Genomic DNA, 21508 nt, shown 5'->3' on the forward strand with positions numbered 1-21508 from the left:
GGGGGATTTTCGCTCATCGTCACCGACGAAACGCGTGTCTGAATACCCGAGCTACCGGACACCAACGCTACATTCACCTCCGACTGCGCATTCGCAATCGACTCGTCGAGACGCGGGTGAGGTCGTAAATTACCTACCAACGAACACGACAAAACGCTTAGTCGCGTCCGCGTTGTCCCCGCCCCCGTCGGACATCTCGTGACGCTGAAGCCACGGGAGGATTCGGCGAAGGAACTTACAGTGCCGCTCGAACTCACCCCCACTGACGCCGCCCGTTACCGCCTCCGCTCGCAACGACTGACACCGCGTACCGACGACGAAAGTTCCCCTTCGGAGCTGCTCTCGTCGGTCTGCGGCGTCCAAGCCCAAGAGAAACGAGCGGCCGCGCTCGGCGTCCGCGCCCGAAGTCGGACGCTGACCGAGGCGGACCTCGAACGAGCACTGTACGAGGACCGGTCGGTCGTCAGAACCTGGTGTATGCGCGGGACGCTCCACCTCGTCGCCACTGCCGACCTCCCCCTGTTGCTCTCGCTGTTCGGTGAGACGTTCGCGTCGCGCGGGCCGGAGCCGAAGCGCCTCGAAGCGATGGGTCTCGGCGACACCGACATCGACCGGGCGATGGAACAGATTCGCACAGCGCTCGGCGAGGACGGACCGCTGACCCGCGAGGAACTCGCGACGCGACTCCAGCGGGGCGGCGTCGACGTGGACCCATCGAGTCAGGCACCGTACTTTCTCGTTCGCCGCGCCGCGTTGCTCGGTATCGCCTGCGAAGTCGCGCCCAAGGAGGGACAGATGGCCTACGATCTGCTCGACGAGTGGGTGTCGGTCGACGAATCGCCGGACAGACAGACCGCACTCGTCGACCTCGCTCGTCGCTACTTACGGGCGTTTCAACCCGCCTCCGTGGACGACTTCGCGGCGTGGTCGGGGTTGTACGTGCGCGACGTGAAGCTCGCGTGGGGACTCGTCGCCGACGAGACGACCGAAGTCGTCGTCGACGGCCGCGACGCGGCGATGCTCACCGAAGACCTCGAAGCGTACGAGTCGGCGATGGAATCGAGGGCGGAATCGACGGTCGAAGCGGCCGACCGCGTTCGGTTGCTTCCCGGCTACGACTCTCTCTTGCTCGGCTACGAGAAGGAGGCCCGGCCAATCCCGCGGGGGTACGAGTCGCAGGTCTGGCCGGGTTCCGGAATCATCCGCCCGACGCTCGTCGCCGACGGCGAAGTGACTGGGACGTGGCGTCTCGACCGCGCCCGAGCGACGACGGCAGTCGTCGTCGACCCCTTCGAGCGGCTCGCCCCCGAACTCGAAGCGCCGCTCCGAGACGAAGTCGAGGCTATCGGGGAGTTCTTCGACACCGACGTCGAACTCCGATTCGCCGACTGACCGGACGCTACTCTGCCGTCGCTGTCGTTCTCGACGCGCTCGCTCCGTTCTCGGCGGGCGTCACGCGGCGCTCCAGCGCCAGCACGCCCGCCGCGAGACCCACACAACCGAACGCGAGCGTCGGCCAGAGCCAAAATCCGATACCGAAATCGAAGAACGCGCCGCCGAGCGCCGCGCCGATACCGAAGCCCAGACGCTTGGCGATCTCGACGAGCGACAGTCCGGACCCGCGCTCGGCCTCGGGAGAGATGTCGCTGGCGAGCGAGGAGACGAGCGGCGAGTGTAAAATCTCGCCGAGCGTCCGGAGCACGAGAAACGCGCCGACGAACGCGACGCCGACGGCGACGGGAACCGACACGCCGACGACGGGACCGAGCGCAACGACCCAGATGGCGAGCATCGCCGCCGCCCAGAAGCCCGCCGAGACGACGAGGCCACGCGTGCGCCGCCACTCCCCGATTGCGGCGACCAACGGCAGCTGGAGCGTGACGATGACGACCGGGTTGAGGACGTAGAGCGTGCCCAGTTCGGCCGACGAGAGGCCGAGCGTCTCGGTGGCGACGACCGGGACCGTCGCCTGCATCTGCGCGTACATCACCGCGAAGCCGACGTTGAGCAGGGCGAGAGAGACGATTCGCGGTCTGGTGACGGCGCGCCGCCAGTCGGAGAGCGCCGTGACGAGTGAGGATTTGGCGTCCGCCGCGGCTTCTGAGCCGGCGTCGCCGCGCCGCATCCGTGGGAGCGTCGCCCAGAGTAACACGGCGACGACGCCGCAGGTGAGGCCGTCGGCGACGAAGACGGCCAACTGCGCGATGCTGTAGAGGACGCCGCCGGCGACGAATCCGAGACCGAACCCGGCGTTGTTGGCGACTTTGAGTAGCGCAAACGCCCGGTCGCGCTCGCTGCCGTCGGTCAGGTCGGCGATCATCGCCTGACTCGCGGGCGGGAACAGCCCCAGCGTCAGACCGGCGGCGGACGCGACGGCGACGAACCCAGTTGCATCGGTCACCGCGGCGTAGGCGGCGAGCGTCGCCGTCGACAGCGCCATGCTCGTCACCATCACCGGCTTTCGGCCGACTCGGTCGGCGGCGAACCCGCCGACGGCCGTCCCGACGGCGGTGGCGACGTTGTTGAGAAGTAGACCGAAGCCGACGACGCCGAGCGAGATACCGACTTCGAGGTGGAAGTGAACCGTCGCAAACGGGTAGACGAGGCCGGAGCCGAACAGGTTGACGAGTTGGCCGAGCGCGACGAGGTAGACGGGCCGACGAAAGCCGCGCAGGGCGTCCAGCGAGGGAGTTCGCACGGGGAGCGGTTCTCCGGCAGCCCTCCTGAACGGTTCGGTGGCGGCCCGCGTTTCCGCGATTCGCTACGTGTCTTTCGACGCGAACACGCGGTAGCTATCGAGCGTCGTCCGCATCTGCTCGTCTCCCTCGGTTCCCTTCTGTTCCGTTCCGTACTCCATCCAGCGCGCGCCGTCGTTGTCGCGGGTGTAGCTGTACATCCGGTACTCGTCGTCGGTTTCGAGGACGAGTTCGATGATGGCCTCGTCCGGACCGGGGTCGTCGTCGCTGAGAATCACGCCGCGCGTCGCCGGGTCGTGGTCCATCACGTGGACGGCGGTCACTTCCTCGTCCAGCAGGTCACGGGTTTCCTCGCCGGTCAGCGGTCGGTCGGGCCACCCCTCCGCGATGGTCGGTTCGTCCATACCGATTCTTCGACGCGTGAGGGCTTTGCTCGTCGCATCTCTCGGCGTGCTGAACAGTTATCGCCGGGCCGGCCATAGACGGAGTATGGTTGATTGCAGCATCCACCTGCTCGACCGGGGACGCGTCCGCGCGGACCTGAACTACGTCGTCGACGGCTACGCGATGGCCAGCGCCGACGACCCCGACCCCGACCACGAGATCGCGGAGTTCGTCGTCTGGAGCGCCGTCGTCGACCACCCCGAGGCGACGGTGCTGTGGGACACCGGGTCGCACCCGGAGGCGGCCGACGGCTACTGGCCCGCATCGCTGTACGGCGCGTTCGAGCACTACGACGCCGCCGACCACGACCTCGAATCCGACCTCGATGCCGCCGGCTACGAGCTCTCGGACATCGACGCCGTCGTGATGAGTCATCTCCACCTCGACCACGCGGGCGGCCTCTACCACTTCGCCGACGCGGACGTCCCCGTCTACGTCCACGAGGAGGAGCTCAAGTTCGCCTACTACAGCGCGAAGACGATGGAAGGCTCCATCGCGTACCTCGCCTCGGACTTCGACCACGACCTGAACTGGGAGATAGTTCACCGCCACCGTACCACCTTGTCCGAGGGGTTCGAGCTTCTCCATCTGCCGGGTCACACCCCCGGCGTGATGGGCGCGAAAATCGAACTCCCGGACGAAACCGTGCTCGTCGCGGGCGACGAGTGCTACGTCGACGCCAACTACACCGACGAGGTGCCGCTCGGGCCCGGCCTGCTGTGGAGCGACCGCGACTGGTTCGACAGCCTCCAGCTCCTCAAGGAGCTCCAGCGACGCCACGATGCGGACGTGCTGTACGGCCACGACCTCGAACGGTTCGAGTCGTTCGACGGCGGGTGGAACCGGTGAACTCGATTCGGCAACCGACTCGACGAAATCGGCTCTCCAATCCGATGTCTAGATATCTATCCAGAAAGCTTTGTAGATGTCCAACAGCAGCGAGCTGAATAGTCCGCGGACTCGCCTCACCGTGTCGCTTACCCGGCTTCGGCCCTAAGGAGGCTCGCAATGAAAAAGCAGGAACTCGTCCAGTATCACTCCCTGCTCGTCCTCCTCGGTCAAGAGTACATCCGCCGCGGTGTCGCGGCGCGGGCGGACTTCGAACCGTACCGAAAACTCGGCGTGACGCCGATGTCGCTGCAGGCCTCGCGGGCCGACCACGAAGAGGCAGTGATGACGCTGGCTCACATCCTCGCCTCGCAGTCGAGGCCGGACACCGCGACGCGGTCGACCGCCACATTCGACTGAGCTCCTCCTGCGGCGCCGAACGAGTAACCACTAAGACGCGTCCGTGTCAGCGACGACCATGCGACTGCAGGAGTACTGGGGAGTTGGGCCGAAGACGAGCGAGCGACTCCAAGAGACACTGGGCGTCGCCGCCGCTGTCGAAGCCATCGAATCCGCCGACGTGCGGGCGCTGACCGAGGCGGGCATCCCCGCCGGCCGCGCGACGCGCATCCTCCGCCGCGCCAACGGCGACGCCGGGATGGCGACGCTCGGGACGAGAGACGCGCGCTCGGTCTACGACGAACTGCTCTCGCTGGCGGGCGAACACGCTGTGACGCGCCACGCCGGCGACCGAATCCGCGTGCTCACGCCGCTCCCGGCGAGAGCCGAGCGCGAAGCGCGACTCGACGAGATCGAAGCCGCCCGGGAGATGTGGGCCGGGTTGGACGATGACGCCCGCGAGCGTGTGCTCGACGCCTTCACCGCCTACGACGAGGCTGGCGGAACCGAGCGCGCCGCCGTCGAAACCGCGCTCACCTTGCGCGACATCGGCCTCGACGCGGGACCGTTCGCGCCGCTGGCCGACACCGACGAGGGGGCGCTCTCGGAGGCCGTCGGCGCGCTCGGCTACGTCGACAGCGACGAACGAGGTTCGTCTGGCCGACGAACGAAGTCCGTCGACGGCGACGAGGTACTGTCGGGCGCAGACGAGAAACTTGACCGTCTCCGCGACCGACTGGAAGCCGCCGAGCGCCTCGAATCCGGCGCGTTCGACCTCCTGGAGACGGTGCGGGAGGCGGGCGCGCGCAACCTCGACGACTTCGAACACGCGGTGGCCGACTACGTCGCCGCCGAGACGGAGCTCTCGCGCGAGGACGTGCTCGGCGCGGCGGCCGACGACCCCGTCGACGCCGCGGACTTCGTCAGCACCACGCTCCGGACGCTCGCCGCAGACCTCGGCGAGCGGGTCGCCGAACGCGAGGAAGTCGTCGCCGCAGACCTCCGCGAGACCATCGAAGCCGCCCGCGACGACATCGACGCGGCCGTCGAAGCGGTCGAGGACAGCGCCTTCGCGCTCTCGTTGGCCCAGTTTGCGGACGCCTACGACCTCGTTCGACCCGAGTTGGGCGGCGGCGACGGCCCCTTCGGTGTCGCCGCCGTCGACGCGCGACATCTCTTCTTGGACGGCGACGTCCAACCTGTCACCTACGCCGTCGGTCACCACACGCTCTCTGCGGACCCGCAACCGCCCGCCGACGAGCGCGTGACCGTCCTGACGGGCGCGAACTCCGGCGGGAAGACGACGCTCTTAGAAACGCTGTGTCAGGTCGCGCTTCTGGCCGCGATGGGCCTGCCCGTTCCGGCGGGCCGCGCGCAGGTCGGCGACTTCGACACCGTCGTGTTCCACCGTCGGCACGCGAGTTTCAACGCCGGGGTGCTGGAATCGACGCTGAAATCTATCGTCCCGCCGCTGTCGGGCGAGGGTCGGACGCTGATGCTCGTCGACGAGTTCGAGGCCATCACCGAACCCGGGCGGGCGGCCGATTTGCTCGGCGGTCTCGTCGGCCTGACCGTCGACCGAAACGCCGTCGGCGTCTACGTCACTCACCTCGCCGAGGACCTGAGTCCGCTGCCGGCGGCGGCGCGCATCGACGGCATCTTCGCGGAGGGACTGACTCCCGAGTTGGCGCTCCGCGTCGACTACCAACCGCGGTTCGGCACCATTGGCAAGTCGACGCCGGAGTTCATCGTCTCACGACTCGTGGCGAACGCGAGAAACCACGTCGAACGACAGGGCTTTCAGACGCTCGCGGCGGCCGTCGGCGAGGAGGCGGTGCAACAGACGCTGTCGGACGCCCGCTGGCGCGGCGAAACGACGGACTAGCGCATCTCTTCGAGACCGACGAACGCGTCGAGGTCTGCGGTGAGCCAGACGGTCATCCGTTCTTCGGCGGGCGTGTCACGGGGGTAGATGGTACAGCGGTCGGGGTCGCGCTCGTACCGGACGGTGACGCTGTGGAGGTCGAACGCGCGACCGTCTATCTGGTAGTCGTGCGCGGCGGGAACGTCGGACCGGTTGTCGCTCTTGTTCAGGCTCATGGAGAGTTGCCCCGTTACCGGGTGAGAAGAAATCCCACAGTCGAGTACATAACCGCTGCTAAGACCACTCTATAGCGAGCAATATCGGTGGTGAGATTCCCGGAGCGGTTCTCACAGGGTGAAAATCCGACGATTCAGCCGTCGACGGAGTGCAGCACCCTCATCTTCTGATGCTGACTCTATATCTCCGCCCGGAAGTCGATACTCGACTCGCGTCCCCTGCCGGATGGTATCACGCCGGGCATCCGTTATCTCGGTAGCCGACGTACCGACGCTATGAGTTCGACCACACCCACCCGCGAACGGCTCGTCGACCGTCTCACCGCCGACGCCGCGACGTGGCCCGGCATCGAAGTCGCCCCGCACCGCTTCGACGGCAGCGAGTTCAGCCTCGGCCCGCGCGAAGTCGGTCACGTCCACCGCTTCGGCATTCTCGACATCAACTACCCCAAACGCCTCCGCGACGCCCTCGTCGAGGACGGTCGGACGGGCGACCACCACGTCGTCCCCGACTCCGGGTGGACGACGTTTCGGATTCGGACCGACGCGGACGTCGACGCCGCGCGCTGGCTCCTGCGACTCTCGTATCTCTACCACGTGGCAACGCTGCGGCAGCGGCCTGAGTTCGCCGAAACGTTCGGCGACGTCGACGTCGCGGCGGAACTCGACGCGATGGAACTGAGCTCACGCGTGCGAGACATCTTCGGCGGCGTGCTTCGGTGACTCGACCCCTGCGCCGCTCTCCTCGCCGTCGGCGGCGGTCCGAGGACCGGACACGGCGACGAGTTTCAACCTGACGACGACGCCCCGAGACCGGTCACTCTTATAGCCGGACCCACTGAAACGGATGTGTTTCAGGAGCGCTCCGACCTGATCGCTACCAACCCCTCGTTCAAGGGGTACGGCGCTGCGGTCACGGTCGGACCGCGGGGGCCGCTCACCTACGTCACCTCCAGCAGCGGCGCGAACAGACTGCTCAGGTGGAACGAGCGCGAGGGAGCCGACGGCGCGCTCGTCGACATCGCCACCGGCATCATCGCCGACAAACGGCGGCGCGGAATCGCCGTCGCCGCCGCCGACGTGGACGGCGACGGCCGAGAGGAGGTGTACGTCCAGAACGCCGGCGGCTACGGCCGGATGAGTGGCGCGGTCGACCGCCTCTACGACTGCGACGGCACCGAGTGGATAGATGCGTTCTCGCTGGAGGTCAACGCCGGGCGGAGCAACCGACGCGACGGCTGGTCGGTCGCGGCCGTCGACCGCCACGGCACCGGCCGCTACGGGATACTCGTCGCGGGCGACGGGTCGCCGATGCGCTGTTACGAACTCGGCGACGACGGGGAAGTGACCGACATGGCGGAGTCGGTCGGCCTGGACGTCGAAGCGGACGTTCGCGCGCTCGCGAGCGGCCCGCTCGTCACCGAGCGGATGGACGTGTTCGCGGCGACCGAGCGCGGTCCGAACCGACTCCTGCGAAACGACGGCGGTCAGTTCACCGACGTCGCCGCCGGAAGCGGCGTCGTCGACACCGCCTGCGACGCCCGCTCTGTCTCGTTCGTCGGGACCGGCGCGGAACCAACCGGGGAGTTCGTCTGCGGCAACTGGGAGGGTCCGACGCGGCTGTTCGCGCGGACCGGTTCCCGGTTCCGCGACGTCGCGCCGCCCGAACTCGCCCAGCCGACGCGTACGCGTTCGGTCGTCACCGCCGACTTCGACAACGACGGGGCGCTCGAACTGTTCGTCAACGCCCTCGGCGCGCCGAACCGCGTGTTCACGCGGTCGGACGGCACGTGGCGACGGGTGAGCGCGGGCGAGGCGCTCGAACCGCGCGGACTGGGCACGAGCGTCACCGTCGCGGACTTCGACGGCGACGGGACGCTCGAACTGCTCGTCGTCCACGGCGAAGCGGGAGCGCAACCGCTGTCGATTTTCCGCGCGCCGAACGACAACGGCTGGCTCAGAATCCGACCGCTCACCGAGGCGGGCGCGCCCGCCCGCGGCGCGAGCGTCACGCTGGAGACGACCGACGGCGTCCAGTCACGACTCGTCGACGCCGGCAGCGGCGGACACAGCCAGTCCGAACCCGTCGCGCACTTCGGTCTCGGCGACGCGACGCCGACACGTCTCGTCACGCGGTGGCCGGACGGCCGAGTCCGCGTCGACGACGACCCCGTGCCGCGAACCGAGCAGACGGTCGTACATCCCTCCGGCGGGTGAGCCGGAGGGTCGGATTCGCGGGGTCGCCCTCCACCTCGGCAAAACGAGCAACTGAGACAGCAGTAAAGTGCCCCCGATACCAACACCGACGACATGGTCGACCCCACTTCGTCGCTCGGCGACGACGTAGACGAGGAGAACGCCCCCGAGTGTGCCACCTGTGGCGAGAAGATCGTCCAGTCGCCGACGCATCGCGTCGTCACGTGGGTCGAGGACGGGGCCGTCCAGCATCGACACTTCTGCGACGACGACTGCCGCGAAGGATACGACGCGGACTGAGGAGGGCGCAGCGACTCACCGCAGACGGCTCACCGACCCGACCAGAACCGCTCCAATCCGAACCCGAGCATGTCCGGACTCACCGGCTGGAACTCCTCGCGTTCGTACTCGGGGAAGTATTCGCGTACGCCGTTCCACGACTCGCGAGCGTAGCGGGCGTCGACGAAGACGCGTACCCCGACCTCGTCGTCGCCGCGGATGACGCGGCCGATCGCCTGCCGCGCCTTTCTGACCGCCGGCACCGTCAGCGCCGTCTCGAACCCAGAGCGGGACGTCGACGCGCCTCGCGTGCCACCACTCGCTTCGTCCGCGGGAACGTCTCCGAACTCGCGGTCGTACGCCGTCTTCACCGCCTTCGTCCGCGGACTCGACGTGTTGACGAGCGGGACGCCGCAGACGACCGCCGCCGAGAGGCGATCTCCGCGGTAGTCGACGCCCTCGGTCAAGGTTCCGCGGAGGCTCGTGACGAGCACCTTCCCCTCGCCGCCGAAGAACTCCGCCTTCAACGACTCGGTCGTTCCGTCGTCGCTCGATTCGTCGAGGAGAACGGGTTTGTCGACGCGGCGTTCGAGCACCCCGGCCATCCACTCGGCCTCGCCGTAACTCGGCATCCCGACGAGGACGTTGCCCGGCGATTGCGCAACTTCCGAGACGGCGTCCTCGTACGCCTGCCGCGTCGGGTTCTCCTCGTCGGGCGCGCCGCGGTTCGCGTAGGTGAACTTCGGCGCGTCGACGGCGAAACTCGCGCGGTTCTCCTCGGGGAACGTCAGCCCGTAGGTCCGCTCTTCGACCGGGCGACCCGATTCGGCGAGCGCGTCGAGGCCGGAGACGGTCCGGAAGATATCCATCGGTGCGAGCGTGGCGCTCATCAGGACACCGCCGCCGAACTCCGCGAGCCGGTCACCGATGGCGTCTGAGGGGACGCAGTTGTACAGTGCGAGGCGCGCGTTGTACGCGCGACGCCACGAGTCCGGCGGTTCCATCTCGTCCCACGTCCGCTCCAGTTCGAGTTCGCGGAAGTAGCGCTCGTGGTCGCAGCGATACCACTCGCCGAGCACGCGACCGACGCCCGGCGCGGCCCGGCGCTTGTCGTCCTCCTCGGCCGAGTTGAGGATGCGGCCGACGACGGCACCGACGGTCTCGGCGCGGACCCACGTCCCGCCGTCGTAGCTGGCCTCCTCGGCCCACTCGCTTATCTCGTCGACCGCGGGCGCTTCGGGGTCTCTGAGCGGGATTTCGGCGTCGTCGAGCCTCGTGAGATCCGCTCTCCAATCCGGGAGCTCGCTGTCGAGGTGGGCGACGACGCGGCGGTCGAGTTCCTCGCGAAGGTCGCGGAGGAACTCACGCGTCTCCTTCAGTTCGCGGAGGGTCACGTCGCTCTTCTTCAGTTCGCCGCGGACGAGGTCGGCGTCGGCCGTCGACCCGCGTGTCTCCCTGCCCGCGTCGTCGAACTCGACGGGTTGGATGACGCGCGTCAGTTCGTTCTCGGCGTCGCGGAGGCTCCGGTCGCCGACGCCCGAACTGACGAGGTCGCGGACGCGCGGTTCGAGCATGTGCGCCTCGTCGCAGACGAGAAACGTCGTCTCGTCGACTAGAGTGCCCGTAAACGTCGCCACCGTCGTCGGGTCGAACGCGTGGTAGTAGTTGCCGAGGACGACCTCCACGTGGGGAAGCACCGCGCCCATCGTCGAGTGCGGGCAGGTGCCGAAGCCGGCCGAGAGCGAGACGAGGTCGGCCGGTTCCAGTACTCCTGCGTCCTCGAAGTCGAACGGTACCGCCTCGACCGGGTCGCCGTCCTCGGGCAGGTCGTCGAGAAACTGCGCGTAGAAGGGACAGAACTCGGTGTCGCCGTGTTCCGGCATCTCGGGGAGATACGGCGTCGGCTCGCTCGCCGTTTGGAGGTAGGAGGGACCACTCGCGCCGGTGTCGGCGAGGCCGGTCTGGGCGCGGCGCGCCTCGCCCGCCAACGCCGACGCGGTGGTCGGCCCGCTCTCGCTGGCGAGGTTTCTGGTCCGTTCGCGGAGCCCTTCGCAGCGCTCGTAGACGTTCGAGTCGTCGACGCCCGCGACGCGTTCTCTGCTATAGGGGCAGACGTCGGACTTGCCGACGAGCGTCAGTCCCGAGACCGGTCGCCACTCGTCGGGGAGGTTCGCGTTGATGGTCCAGAGGTCGTCTTCGAACTGCCGGAGCTGCTGTTTGACGCTGGTCAGGACGACGACGCGCTCGTACGGCGAGTCGGGGTCGCGCACCCGGTCGATGCCGGCGGTCAACGCGAGCATCGTCTTGCCAGTCCCGCAGGCACCCTCGATGACGGTGAAGCCGCCGTCGTCGGCCGTCTCGACGGCGGTGTCGATGCCGTCGGCCTGCTCGGGATACGGCTCGTCGTGTCCGAACACCTCGCGCCAAGTCACGCCCGACTCTCGCCGGGGCGGACGCTTATCGGTGTCGGAGGACGGTTGTGGGTTCGGTGTCGACACGGTGAGCCGGGCTGGTCCCGTCTTCGCACAAAAAGTCGAGGTGGACGTCGGCGGCGACGGAGGCGACGGTGCCGACGCCGACGCGGAGTCACTCGGCGGGGTGACACTCGAAAGAACTCCCGTCGGGGCCGGGTCGCTCCGCGGCTTCGACCGCTCTTGTCGCTTCGACGACGGCGACCGAGTCGGGCGTGTATCGGCCGTCGGTCGCGGAGCTTCGGAGCAGCTCGACGAGTTGGTCGGACCGATGGTCACCCGGGCACGTCGCGGCGACGAGCGCCACCGTCCCGGCGACGTACGGCGCGGCGGCGGACGTCCCTTCGAGCGTTCCCGATTCGGTTCGGACGGTCGCCGGCCCCCAGACGTCGACGAGCGAGTCGCTCTGCGAACTGTACTGCGCGATTCGACCGCTGTCGGTGTCGACGGCACCGACGGCGACGACCCCCTCACCCGTTGCCGGGGCGACGACGCTCTCGTTCGAGACAGCGTGTTCGAGCGAGTGGCGACTCGACAGCAGGCGGAGGCGGCTCTCACTTGCGTTCGTACTCCGGTTTGCACTCTCGTTCGCGTCGCCGGTGGCGGTGGTCGTCCGATTCGTGTCGTACGCGTCGACGGCGACGTAGTACCGGCCGCGCGGCACCGAGGCGTCGATGGCTTCCCACGCCTCCGCAGAGTCGTTCTGCCGGCGGACGGATTTGGCGACGACGGGGTCCGGGCCGTTCGCGCGTTCGCGGTACAGATAGAGGTCGTAGTCGTCGGACGTGTTCCACGAGAGGCGCAGCGACACCTCGCCGCCGGTGACCGCTCCGCCGGCCAGCCGGTTGCCCTCCGTCTCGTTCGAGAAGTCGACCCACCCGTCGGCCGACCCGCCGCCGACCCACTGGCTGTTCGCGTAGTTACCCGCCGAGGTGACGAAGGTGGTTCCGTTGGCGGCGGTGCGTTCCGCCGCGGCGGTGATTCGTGCGTTGGTCTCCGGGTTCGAGGCGAAGTAGCTCCCGGCGTCGACGACGACGGTCACGTCGTTGGCTACCAGCCAGTCGATGGCCCGCTCGTACTCTTCGGGCGTCGGGTCGTCTCCGACGGCCGCGAGGTAGAGGTCGGCGTCCGGGGCGGTTTCGGCGACGACGGCGGCGACGGCGGTGTCGTGTCGACCGTCGACTCGCCGCTGCGGGCCGACGGCCATCTCACCGGTCCCGCGCTCGTCGGGCGCGCGCCGGTGCCCGGCGACTTGGTCGCTAATGGACGACCCCTCCGGTTCGAACGAGGACCCGACGACGCCGACGGCGACGCCGCCGCCGGTGATACCACGTTCGTGGACGCGCTCCGTCGAGACGATGTGGCCGCCGGTCCAGCTCACCTGTCCGAACGGGGCCGTCGTCGCCGAACCCTCTCCGGGCAGCAGCGGAACCGCCGCGGCGATGGACCCGGCCAGTGGCGCGCTCGACGCGGTGACGAGCACGCAGACGGCCAGTACACACGCGACGAGACGTCGGCTCATCGGTCAGAGACCGTGTGCACGCTCGCTGTGACGGTCGTCGGAGCGGCTCATCTGTCGACGACCTCCAGCGCGAGCATTACGGCGAGAACGAGCGCACCGCCGGCCAGAAACGCGGCTCCGGGGGGCAGTGTACCGAGAGTCGGGGCGACTCCGTCGGCGACGCTGTCGCCGACTCGCGGGGCCGTTCCCGGTCCGCCGACGTCGGTGACAGCGACGGCTGCACCGAACAGCCACTGGACGAGCATCGCGCCGACGGCCAACAGCGCGGCGACGCCGACGAACTTCCGCAGCGAGTCGAGCACCGACGCACGGTCGTCCTCTTGGCCGGCGCAGACGACAAGCGGGCTGTCGACGGGCGCGTAGACGTTCATCTCGCGCCCCTTCACGGAGTACTCGGTGTCGACGATCTCGACGAGCCCGGCGTCCTGTAAGTTTCCGAGGTGGTGCCGGACGTTCTGCAGAGACGTGTCGACGGCGTTGGACAGCTCCGAAGCCGTCGCATCGCGCTCGTACAGCTCTGTGAGAATCAACCGAGCGGTCTCCGAGGAGAGCGACGAGAGTAGCTGCTCCGCGTCGTCGTCGTTGAGCCACAGGACGCGGGGAGTTCGCGTCTCCCGCTCTGCGTCTCTGTCCGACGGGAGCAGTCCTGACATGGATTCTCATTCCATGGACGGGTTAGTAAACCCTTCGACAGATTCGGTTACGTGTTCCGGTCAAATCACTCGATTGTCAGTAACACGAACCGAACGCCGCCTGCAGGGGGTCGGCGAGCGGGGCGAACGCCGTCTGTCCGAATCTAACGAGGAGGTCGAGTCCGCAGAGGGTTCCGAAGAGGCGGCGTGTCACTGCCTCGGCTTTGTCGGCCGTCGGGTCAAACGTTGCCAAAGCGGACACCGAAGCGCTCGACGGCGGTTCGACCCTATCGTTTTTCGCCCGCGACTTCGAATACCGCCGTATGATAACGTCCCGTCGGATGGCGGCCGTCGACGAGAACGCGGAGGCGCTCGGCGTCCCGCGGAAGCAGTTGATGGAGTCCAGCGGTAACGCCGTCGCCCGCGAAGTGCGCGCCCTCGTCGGCGAGGAGTCGGCAGTGGCCATCGTCGCCGGCCGCGGCAACAACGGCGGCGACGCGTTCGTCGCCGCCCGATTTCTGAAGGCGTACGACGTGGCGGTCCACCTCCTCGGCCGCCCAGAGACAATCTCGACCGATATCGCCCGCGAGAACTGGGAGGCACTGCGGAACGCCGAGTACGACACGAACGTCGTCTCCGACTCGACGGCGCTGGGGCTCGGCGATCCGGACCTCGTCGTCGACGCGATGCTCGGGACGGGTGTCACGGGCGAACTCCGAGAACCGGAGGCGTCCGCGGCGAGGGCGATAAACGACGCCGACGCGACGGTACTCGCCGTCGACGTACCCTCCGGCGTCGACGCCGACACCGGCGAGGCCGAGGGCGTCGCCGTCGACGCCGACCGCGTGGTGACGTTTCACGACGACAAACCCGGACTCAACGACCTCGACTCGACCGTCACCGTCGCCGACATCGGGATTCCGGCGGCCGCAGAGCGGTTCGTCGGCCCCGGTGACCTGAACGTCATCGTCCGCGACCCCGAGAGCCACAAGGGCGACAACGGCGACGTGCTCGTCGTCGGTGGCGGACCGTTCTCCGGTGCACCCGCGCTGTCGGCGCACGCAGCGCTCCGGGCGGGTGCAGACCTCGTCAACGTCGCGTGCCCGCGGAACGTCGCCGACTCGGTCCGCGGCTACAGCGAGAACTTCATCGTCCACGGTCTCGACGGCGACCACATCCGTCCCGACCACGTCGACGAACTGCTCGCCCGCGTCGAGAGCAAAGACGCCGTCGTCCTCGGTCCGGGGCTCGGCGGCGCTGACGAGACGCTCGACGCCGTTCGACAGTTCATCTCCGAGTTCGAGGGAACCGCCGTCGTCGACGCCGACGCCCTGCAGGTCGTTCCCGAGGTCGACACCGACGCGACGCTCGTCTGTACGCCGCACCAGGGCGAGCTGCAGAAGATGGGCGGCGAGACGGCCGACGACTGGGAGGAGCGCGCCGAGTTGGTCGAGGCGTTCGCGGGCGACCTCGGGCAGACGCTTCTGGTAAAGGGCGCGCACGACGTGATATCCGACGGCGAGCGGACGCGAGTGAGTCGAACCGGCAACGCCGGGATGACCGTCGGCGGCACCGGCGACGTGCTCGCCGGCATCACGGGCGCGCTCGCGGCGACCCAAGACCCATTCGACGCCGCCTGCGTCGCCGCGTGGGCCAACGGGCGCGCCGGCGATATCGCTGCCGAGGTGCGCGGCTACGGCCTCGTCGCGACGGACCTCTCCGACCGACTACCGAAAGCGATGAATCGCGGCGGCGAGGTTGAAGGAGTATGACCGAGGAAGGACGACCGGCCGGTCCAGCCGACCACGCCGGGTCAACAGCGACCGGCGACGCGGACGCCGACCCCGCAGACCACACCGAGACCGACGACGAGACCGAGACCGACACCGAGGCTGAGGTGACTGTCGGTACTGACGTCGAGCGCGGTCGCTCCGAACTGACCCACACCGACGAGGCTGGGAACGTCCAGATGGTCGACGTCGGCGCGAAACCGAACACCGCGCGCCGCGCGGAGGCACGCGGTGAGATTCGGCTGCGCGAGTCGACTATCGAAGCGATTCGCGGTGACGAGATCGAAAAGGGCGACGTGCTGGCGACGGCCCGCGTCGGCGCGGTGCAGGCGGTCAAACACACCTGGGAGACGATTCCGATGTGCCACCAAATTCCCATCACGAACGTCGACACCGAGTTCGACGTGCGCGACGACCGGGTGGCGTTGACCGTCGCCGTCGAGACCACTGGGAAGACCGGATGCGAGATGGAGGCGCTCGAAGGCGTCACGACCGGCCTGAACGTCGTCTGGGACATGGTGAAAGCCGCCGAGAAGGACGACGACGGCCAGTATCCCGGGACGTCGATTCGGGACGTCGAAGTCGTCTCGAAGGAGAAGCGGACGCTGGAGTAACCAGGTCGAAGGGTGAACAGACGGCGCACTGTACTCTCGACCGCTCCGCGACCGGGTCGCCGTACACCCGCCTCGCCCGAGTCGCGGCACTGGTCAGCGCATGCCGAGGGATGGCCCCGTTTTCGTTGATAAACGCTCGGACGGGATGCGGTTGGAGACGACCAGTCAGAGAACGAGGGTTACGCCGGACGCTCGTGTTCGTGTTCGCGGCGCTCCGTCGTGACGTCGTACTCGTTCGCTCTCGCTCTGATTTCGTCGGCGTCGACGCGGACGTGTTCGCCGTCCTCGTAAAGCACTTCGCCGTCGACCATCGTGAACTGCACGTCGTCGCCATGCGCCGAGAAGACGAGGTGCGAGAGCACGTCGTGCAGCGGCGTCGCGCGCGTGAGGTCCGTCGTGAGTCCGACGATGTCCGCTTTCCACCCCGACTTTAGTTTCCCAACCCTCTCGAAGCCGGCGGCCCTCGCGCCGTTTCGCGTCGCCATCTCGAAGATGACTTTCGCCGGCGTGGTCGTCGGATTGAGCGTCTGCACCTTCTGGAGTAGACTCGCCTGCCGCATCTCGGTGAACGCGTCGAGCGTGTTGTTACACGGCGGGCCGTCGTTGCCGAGTGCGACGTTGATTCCTCGGTCGAGGTAGTCGACGATGGGCGCGATGCCCGAGGCGAGTTTCATGTTCGACGAGGGGCAGTAGGTGACGTGCGTCCCCGTCTCTTCGAGAATCTCGCGCTCGGACTCGTCGGTGTGGACACAGTGCGCGAGGATGACGTCCTCTCCGGTGAGTCCGACTTCGTCGAGCCACTCGATGTTGCGCACTCCCGTCTCGCGCTCGACGGTGGCGATTTCGTCCCGGTTCTCGCTGGCGTGAGTGTGGATGCGGACGCCGTCGTAGCGGTCGGCGAGTTCGCGCGCGCCGCGGAGACACTCCTCGGTGCAACTGACGGCGAAGCGCGGCGTCACCGCGTAGCGGATGCGGTCGCCGAACGAACCGTGGTATCTCCGGATGAGTTGCTCCGTCTCGTCGAGGGCCGCCTGCGTGTCCTCGACGAGTCTCGACGGCGAATCCTTGTCCATGAGTACTTTGCCGATTCGGCCGCGGATACCCATCTCGCCGGCGGCCTCGAACGCTTCCTCGGCGTGGCGGACCGAGAGGTGGTCGATAGCCGTCGTCGTTCCCGACTCTATGAGTTCGAGGTAGCCGAGTTCGGCGGCGGTGCGCATCCCCCCGGCGTCGAGGTTCGCCTCCATCGGGAGGACGTGGTCGAACAGCCAGTTCAGAAGCGAAGTGTCGTCGGCGATACCGCGACCGAGCGACTGCACCGAGTGGACGTGCCCGCCGACGAGACCCGGCAGCAGCACGTCGTACGACCGTCGCTCGTGGTCCGGGTAGCGGTCGAGGAGCTCCGTCCGCTCGCCCACGGCCGTGATGCGGTCGCCGTCGATGACGACGGCTCCGTCTTTGATGACGGTCTCCGCGTCGGCGACGACGGTTCCAGAGAGTAGCATTGTCCCCGACAATCGAGGGGAAGCCGCGACAATAAAGCTCCGCTTCGGCGGCCGAGTCGTGACGGAGCGACGAACGCGAACGACGGGTGGTTCAGGCGGACTCGACGGCCGTCAGGTCCGCGGCTTTCGCCCGCGCCTGCTCGACGATTGCGGGTCGCGCCTCGAACTCGACGAGCACGTGGTCGTCGTCGTACTCCTCGGTCTCGACGTGGCCGTGGTCGTGAATCCACGAGACGACGCTCATCGTCTCCTCGACCAGCGGCATCATCAACCGTTCGCGCTCCCACGGCGGGAGTTCGGCTTCGATTCGCGCCTGCAGCTCTTCGACGTTCTCGCCGGTCTTCCCGGAGACGGCGACGGGGTTCGGCGCGAGTGCGGTCAGCGCCGCTTTCTTCTCTTCGAGTTCGTCGTCGTCGATGCGGTCGGTCTTGTTTAGCACCGTTACGATGGGCGCTTCGTTGCGTTCGTACAGCGTATCGTGGCTCGTGACGAGTTTCTCGCGCATCTCCTCGACGGACTCGGAAGCGTCGACGACCAACAGCACGAGGTCGGCGCGGTACACCGAGTCGAGCGTCGACTTGAACGACTCGACCAGCCAGTGCGGGAGATTCGAGATGAATCCGACGGTGTCAGTGAGGAGGACGTTCCGTTTTCCGGTTTCGGCGCGGCGCGTCGTCGTCCCGAGCGTCGTAAACAGACGGTCTTCGGACTCTGCGGTCGCGTCCAAGTCGGGATGCAGGCCCTCGTTCTCCTCGACGTCGAGTTCGGCGGCCAGTCGTCGAAGCAGCGTCGATTTTCCGGCGTTGGTATAGCCCGCGAGCGCGACGAGATCGAAGCCGGACTCGCGGCGCTGTTCGCGCCGGGTCTCCTCCTTGTCGGCGATGGAGTCCAGTTCGCGCTTGATGTTGGCTATCTGGGCTTTGATGTCCTGCTCGCGGCTCTCGTCGTACTCGCCGAGCCCCATGAACCCGGGGCGCTCGTCGCGCTTGGCGAGACTCGCCTTCGCCTCAGCGCGCGGGAGTTCGTATCTGAGTTCGGCGAGTTCTACCTGGAGTTGAGCCTTACGCGTCTGCGCGCGCTGGCCGAAGATGTCGAGGATGAGCGTGAACCGGTCGACGACCTCGACACCCTCCGGAAGTTTCTGACCGATGTTGTACGTCTGATACGGGCCCAACCGGTTGTCGACGATGACCGTATCGGCGCCGCTACGGCGGACTAGCGCCGCGAGTTCGTCGACCTTCCCCTCGCCGAACTCGTAGGCGGGGTCCTCCTCGCGGCCCTGTGTGAGTTCACCGACCACTGTGTACCCGGCCGCGCGCGCCAGCTCCGTTATCTCGCTGAGGTCAGCGCTTCCGGAGTCGACGCGCTTTGCGACCACGGCGGTCCCGTCTTCAGGGATGGGTGCTCTCCACCTCGGTTCGCATGGTCGGGTGTACGTCGTGCGCACTTTTGTACTTTCCTGGGTCAGGGAAGTTGACTCGTCTCCGAATTCGTCTCGTTGTGCCGACACATATCCACAAAGGTAATAAGTTAGTTGTGAGGACTGTCGGTCGTGATGGAAATAGACGTACAACAACTCGCCATGGAGGCCGGTACCGGCACCATTATCGGCGCCATCGTCGGCTTCGCGGCGAAGAAAGTAGCGAAGGTTATCGCCGTCCTCGTCGGTCTCGAACTCGCGCTGTTCAAGTTCCTCGAATCGCGCGGCATCCTCTCGGTCGACTGGGACAAACTGAGTGCAGGCTTCCTGAAGACCGGCGAAGCCGCGGCGACGGGTACGCCGCCGGACTGGATGATGACGGTTCTGTCGACGCTCTCTATCTCCGCCGGGTTTACCGGCGGCTTCCTCGTCGGCTTCAAGAAGGGGTAATCGGTCGTCTTCGTTTCGCCGACTCATTTCACTCGCTCTGTAGTCTCTTCTCTCGGCACGAACGGTTCCACTGAGGGACTCAACCGAGCGATGGTCGCACATCGCGTCACGTACTACAGCAAGACAGCCTGCGGCGCGAGCGATGCCGAGAACGACCAGCGCAGGGAAGCCGAGATAGAGCACCTGCCGCGAGACGCGAGAGAGTTCCTGTTAGAGATACATCGCCTTCAGGTACTGCCGCAGGACGCTGATGCTCTTGAGCGGTTCGACGAGGTCGTCGAGCGTCTCGTTCGCGTCCAACAGAAAATACCGAACCGCTCGGTTGTCGGAGTTACCGCGTCTTCAGGTCGTCTTTGTCCTTGATTATCTGCGTCTCCGCTTCACCGCTGGTGTGCTCATTGACGAGGTCGTAGAAGTCGTTCTGCATCCCTGCGGGGAACGTCATCACGCCGACCCACGACCCGTCGTTCTGCCACTCTTCGCGCTCCAGGTCGCCGAACTGTCGGACCCGCGCCTGCGCGCTTCCGGCGTACTGCGCGGGGAGGTTGACCGCGATGGTGACCTCGGCGAATCGAATCGGAATCACGGGACGAAGCGCGTCGAGCGCGTCGTCGACCTGCGTCTGGACGGGTTCCATCGGGTCGACGCGGAAGCCGGCCTCCTCCAGCGCGCGCTCGATTCGTTCGGGCGGGTGCGGCGCGTCGTCCATCTGCGGGTTGACCGCGTTGCGCGCGATGCGGTTGATGAGCTGTCGGCGCTTCTGCTCCTGCATCTCGCGGCGCTGTTCGGCCGTGATCTGTATCTCACCGCGTTCGACGACTTCCGGGATGATTCTCATCGGATCGGTCGTCTCGAACACCTTCTCCAAATCCTCCTCCGCGGGTCTGTCGCCGCGAGAGGCGTCCTCGAAGACGTCTTCGGCCGCGATGACTTCCTCCAAGTCGCCGTCGAACTCGCCCCGTTTTATGGCGAGTGCAGCGTCAGGGTCGATGAGCACCTCGAAGCGCGCACCGTGAGATTCGAGTCGTGCCGTCACGGCGTCGTCAAGCGAAATCATACCACGGGATACTGCCTCTGGGGTTAAAAGCACTGCTTGCTTTTGGGCAAGTTCATTTCGGCTACTTACCAAAACGAAGTTCAACCCGTCCGTCGAATGCCTCTTTTTCCCTTTAAAAATGAGGAGTCATGTGCAAATCCACCAAAATATCATCTCCCAAAGAGAGTTATCAATAGGGCACATAACGGACTCTGAAATAGTAAATACGGCTAATACTGCAAGAATAGCGAGGAAAATTAGAAATAGTACTCTCATCTATGCCATTGACTCCGCAAACTGGAAAAAGGCATAGAGAGCCATACCACCAACAGACATCGGCACCATTGCGACTAAAGCACCAACAAATAGACGAACCACTTGCTCAAGCATAGTAGGAGTTGCAGTTTCTATGCTCATGTTAGCTGCCAGTCCTATCATTCCGAATATAAATGGAGCGACTGCTAAAAAAGTCATCACTGAACCGAGAACCGCTATCAGTTGCCAGTGGTTAGTCATTTCTACGTGAATGTACAACTCATTTACTTATAATTGTTTTGTTGACATTGGTTTTTCATATACGTCTAAAATTAAGATGTAATAAGAAACGACATAATATTTATAAGGTGCACATACTAGACCGTTTGCGGACCGTAGCAGGAAAACCCATACGAGTACGAAGACGACGAGTCTCTCGATAAATATTTACTCCCCTCGTCGTGGCCCTCCTCATCCGACGCTCCATCTAAACACCGAGGTACAAAGCGCTATATCGGCTCACCCCCTCTCCCCGCGCATGAGCACGATAGACACCGAAAAGAGCCTCGAAGACCGCATCGAGCTGTTCATGATGCGCAACTTCCCGCAGATTCAGATGCACGGCGGCAGCGCCGCCATCGAAGCCATCGACGAGGAGAGCGGTGAAGTGTGGATCGCACTCGGCGGCGCGTGTTCCGGGTGCGGTATCTCGCCGATGACCGTCCAAGCGCTGAAGAGCCGGATGGTCTCTGAGTTCGATGAAATCAACGCCGTCCACGCCTCCGCGGGGATGGATGGACTCGGCCCAGCTTCGGACGACGACTTCTCCGACGTCCCGTTCTGAGCCCCGGTAACGGCTCTCTACCGGCAC

21 protein-coding genes are annotated in these 21508 nt (G+C 66.4%); 11 read left to right on the forward strand and 10 right to left on the reverse strand.

The window, feature by feature from the left end; translation table 11 throughout:
- Positions 1-198 precede the first annotated feature (198 nt).
- Positions 199-1392, forward strand: coding sequence for a winged helix DNA-binding domain-containing protein (locus LAQ73_RS15540; protein WP_224269168.1), 1194 nt, complete (start codon positions 199-201; stop codon positions 1390-1392).
- A 7-nt stretch (positions 1393-1399) separates the two neighbouring features.
- Here LAQ73_RS15540 and LAQ73_RS15545 read toward each other — a convergent pair whose 3' ends face one another.
- The gene (locus LAQ73_RS15545; protein WP_224269169.1) at positions 1400-2698 is read right to left on the reverse strand and encodes an MFS transporter; all 1299 of its coding nucleotides are present in this window, start codon (positions 2696-2698) and stop codon (positions 1400-1402) included.
- A gap of 63 nt (positions 2699-2761) precedes the next feature.
- Positions 2762-3100: a hypothetical protein gene (locus tag LAQ73_RS15550; protein WP_224269170.1), complete on the reverse strand. Its 339-nt coding sequence runs from the start codon at positions 3098-3100 to the stop codon at positions 2762-2764.
- Positions 3101-3185: 85 nt separating this feature from the next.
- On the opposite strand from LAQ73_RS15550, the gene LAQ73_RS15555 reads away from it, so the two are divergent.
- From LAQ73_RS15555 to LAQ73_RS15565, 3 genes are all read left to right on the forward strand, one after another.
- Complete coding sequence (locus tag LAQ73_RS15555) at positions 3186-3989, forward strand: N-acyl homoserine lactonase family protein (protein ID WP_224269171.1); 804 nt, start codon at positions 3186-3188, stop codon at positions 3987-3989.
- A gap of 159 nt (positions 3990-4148) precedes the next feature.
- On the forward strand, positions 4149-4388 hold the full coding sequence (locus LAQ73_RS15560) for a UPF0058 family protein (RefSeq protein ID WP_224269172.1): 240 nt from the start codon (positions 4149-4151) through the stop codon (positions 4386-4388).
- Between the two features lie 58 nt (positions 4389-4446).
- Entirely contained in the window at positions 4447-6252 is a 1806-nt protein-coding gene (locus tag LAQ73_RS15565; RefSeq protein ID WP_224269173.1) for a DNA mismatch repair protein, read from the forward strand.
- Here LAQ73_RS15565 and LAQ73_RS15570 read toward each other — a convergent pair.
- On the reverse strand, positions 6249-6467 hold the full coding sequence (locus tag LAQ73_RS15570; RefSeq protein WP_224269174.1) for a DUF7511 domain-containing protein: 219 nt from the start codon (positions 6465-6467) through the stop codon (positions 6249-6251). The genes LAQ73_RS15565 and LAQ73_RS15570 overlap by 4 nt on opposite strands.
- A gap of 276 nt (positions 6468-6743) precedes the next feature.
- On the opposite strand from LAQ73_RS15570, the gene LAQ73_RS15575 reads away from it, so the two are divergent.
- From LAQ73_RS15575 to LAQ73_RS15585, 3 genes are all read left to right on the forward strand, one after another.
- Entirely contained in the window at positions 6744-7190 is a 447-nt protein-coding gene (locus LAQ73_RS15575; protein ID WP_224269175.1) for a luciferase domain-containing protein, read from the forward strand.
- Positions 7191-7316: 126 nt separating this feature from the next.
- The gene (locus tag LAQ73_RS15580) at positions 7317-8684 is read left to right on the forward strand and encodes a CRTAC1 family protein (protein WP_224269176.1); all 1368 of its coding nucleotides are present in this window, start codon (positions 7317-7319) and stop codon (positions 8682-8684) included.
- A gap of 93 nt (positions 8685-8777) precedes the next feature.
- On the forward strand, positions 8778-8963 hold the full coding sequence (locus LAQ73_RS15585; RefSeq protein ID WP_224269177.1) for a DUF7576 family protein: 186 nt from the start codon (positions 8778-8780) through the stop codon (positions 8961-8963).
- A gap of 29 nt (positions 8964-8992) precedes the next feature.
- Here LAQ73_RS15585 and LAQ73_RS15590 read toward each other — a convergent pair whose 3' ends face one another.
- The 3 genes from LAQ73_RS15590 to LAQ73_RS15600 form a co-directional block, all read right to left on the reverse strand.
- Positions 8993-11374 (reverse strand): ATP-dependent DNA helicase, encoded by a 2382-nt coding sequence (locus LAQ73_RS15590; protein WP_224269178.1) that lies wholly within the window; start codon positions 11372-11374, stop codon positions 8993-8995.
- A gap of 154 nt (positions 11375-11528) precedes the next feature.
- Positions 11529-12935, reverse strand: a complete 1407-nt coding sequence (locus LAQ73_RS15595; RefSeq protein ID WP_224269179.1) for a S8 family serine peptidase — start codon at positions 12933-12935, stop codon at positions 11529-11531.
- A 47-nt stretch (positions 12936-12982) separates the two neighbouring features.
- Entirely contained in the window at positions 12983-13588 is a 606-nt protein-coding gene (locus LAQ73_RS15600) for an ArsR/SmtB family transcription factor (protein ID WP_224269180.1), read from the reverse strand.
- 302 nt (positions 13589-13890) lie between these two features.
- Here LAQ73_RS15600 and LAQ73_RS15605 point away from each other — a divergent pair, with 302 nt between their 5' ends.
- Positions 13891-15339: an NAD(P)H-hydrate dehydratase gene (locus LAQ73_RS15605; RefSeq protein WP_224269181.1), complete on the forward strand. Its 1449-nt coding sequence runs from the start codon at positions 13891-13893 to the stop codon at positions 15337-15339.
- On the forward strand, positions 15336-15971 hold the full coding sequence (gene moaC / locus LAQ73_RS15610; protein WP_317988513.1) for a cyclic pyranopterin monophosphate synthase MoaC: 636 nt from the start codon (positions 15336-15338) through the stop codon (positions 15969-15971). Before LAQ73_RS15605 ends, moaC begins: the two co-directional genes overlap by 4 nt.
- 179 nt (positions 15972-16150) lie before the next feature.
- Here moaC and LAQ73_RS15615 read toward each other — a convergent pair whose 3' ends face one another.
- Together LAQ73_RS15615 and hflX are read right to left on the reverse strand one after the other, a co-directional pair.
- A complete protein-coding gene (locus LAQ73_RS15615) occupies positions 16151-17476 on the reverse strand; it encodes a 5'-deoxyadenosine deaminase (RefSeq protein WP_224269182.1) in 1326 nt (441 codons plus the stop codon).
- A gap of 91 nt (positions 17477-17567) precedes the next feature.
- Positions 17568-18854, reverse strand: a complete 1287-nt coding sequence (gene hflX / locus LAQ73_RS15620) for a GTPase HflX (protein WP_317988514.1) — start codon at positions 18852-18854, stop codon at positions 17568-17570.
- A 177-nt stretch (positions 18855-19031) separates the two neighbouring features.
- Between hflX and LAQ73_RS15625 the strand changes: the two genes are divergently transcribed.
- The gene (locus tag LAQ73_RS15625; protein ID WP_224269183.1) at positions 19032-19346 is read left to right on the forward strand and encodes an FUN14 domain-containing protein; all 315 of its coding nucleotides are present in this window, start codon (positions 19032-19034) and stop codon (positions 19344-19346) included.
- A gap of 331 nt (positions 19347-19677) precedes the next feature.
- Here the strand turns inward: LAQ73_RS15625 and LAQ73_RS15630 are convergent, their stop codons facing one another.
- Together LAQ73_RS15630 and LAQ73_RS15635 are read right to left on the reverse strand one after the other, a co-directional pair.
- Positions 19678-20403 (reverse strand): ribosome assembly factor SBDS, encoded by a 726-nt coding sequence (locus LAQ73_RS15630; RefSeq protein WP_224269184.1) that lies wholly within the window; start codon positions 20401-20403, stop codon positions 19678-19680.
- Between the two features lie 255 nt (positions 20404-20658).
- The gene (locus LAQ73_RS15635) at positions 20659-20898 is read right to left on the reverse strand and encodes a hypothetical protein (protein WP_224269185.1); all 240 of its coding nucleotides are present in this window, start codon (positions 20896-20898) and stop codon (positions 20659-20661) included.
- A gap of 277 nt (positions 20899-21175) precedes the next feature.
- Here LAQ73_RS15635 and LAQ73_RS15640 point away from each other — a divergent pair, with 277 nt between their 5' ends.
- Positions 21176-21481: a NifU family protein gene (locus tag LAQ73_RS15640; RefSeq protein ID WP_224269186.1), complete on the forward strand. Its 306-nt coding sequence runs from the start codon at positions 21176-21178 to the stop codon at positions 21479-21481.
- Positions 21482-21508 lie beyond the last annotated feature (27 nt).

This window comes from Haloprofundus salinisoli, from assembly GCF_020097815.1.
GTDB lineage: Archaea > Halobacteriota > Halobacteria > Halobacteriales > Haloferacaceae > Haloprofundus > Haloprofundus salinisoli.

What these genes read in the sequence shown, in the direction of transcription:
- LAQ73_RS15550 (WP_224269170.1), bottom strand. Translation starts at nt 3,100, where the DNA reads ATGGACGAACCGACCATCGCGGAGGGGTGGCCCGACCGACCGCTGACC.
- LAQ73_RS15555 (WP_224269171.1), top strand. Translation starts at nt 3,186, where the DNA reads ATGGTTGATTGCAGCATCCACCTGCTCGACCGGGGACGCGTCCGCGCG.
- LAQ73_RS15560 (WP_224269172.1), top strand. Translation starts at nt 4,149, where the DNA reads ATGAAAAAGCAGGAACTCGTCCAGTATCACTCCCTGCTCGTCCTCCTC.
- LAQ73_RS15565 (WP_224269173.1), top strand. Translation starts at nt 4,447, where the DNA reads ATGCGACTGCAGGAGTACTGGGGAGTTGGGCCGAAGACGAGCGAGCGA.
- LAQ73_RS15570 (WP_224269174.1), bottom strand. Translation starts at nt 6,467, where the DNA reads ATGAGCCTGAACAAGAGCGACAACCGGTCCGACGTTCCCGCCGCGCAC.
- LAQ73_RS15575 (WP_224269175.1), top strand. Translation starts at nt 6,744, where the DNA reads ATGAGTTCGACCACACCCACCCGCGAACGGCTCGTCGACCGTCTCACC.
- LAQ73_RS15585 (WP_224269177.1), top strand. Translation starts at nt 8,778, where the DNA reads ATGGTCGACCCCACTTCGTCGCTCGGCGACGACGTAGACGAGGAGAAC.
- LAQ73_RS15595 (WP_224269179.1), bottom strand. Translation starts at nt 12,935, where the DNA reads ATGAGCCGACGTCTCGTCGCGTGTGTACTGGCCGTCTGCGTGCTCGTC.
- LAQ73_RS15600 (WP_224269180.1), bottom strand. Translation starts at nt 13,588, where the DNA reads ATGTCAGGACTGCTCCCGTCGGACAGAGACGCAGAGCGGGAGACGCGA.
- LAQ73_RS15605 (WP_224269181.1), top strand. Translation starts at nt 13,891, where the DNA reads ATGATAACGTCCCGTCGGATGGCGGCCGTCGACGAGAACGCGGAGGCG.
- moaC (WP_317988513.1), top strand. Translation starts at nt 15,336, where the DNA reads ATGACCGAGGAAGGACGACCGGCCGGTCCAGCCGACCACGCCGGGTCA.
- LAQ73_RS15615 (WP_224269182.1), bottom strand. Translation starts at nt 17,476, where the DNA reads ATGCTACTCTCTGGAACCGTCGTCGCCGACGCGGAGACCGTCATCAAA.
- LAQ73_RS15625 (WP_224269183.1), top strand. Translation starts at nt 19,032, where the DNA reads ATGGAAATAGACGTACAACAACTCGCCATGGAGGCCGGTACCGGCACC.
- LAQ73_RS15630 (WP_224269184.1), bottom strand. Translation starts at nt 20,403, where the DNA reads ATGATTTCGCTTGACGACGCCGTGACGGCACGACTCGAATCTCACGGT.
- LAQ73_RS15635 (WP_224269185.1), bottom strand. Translation starts at nt 20,898, where the DNA reads ATGACTAACCACTGGCAACTGATAGCGGTTCTCGGTTCAGTGATGACT.
- LAQ73_RS15640 (WP_224269186.1), top strand. Translation starts at nt 21,176, where the DNA reads ATGAGCACGATAGACACCGAAAAGAGCCTCGAAGACCGCATCGAGCTG.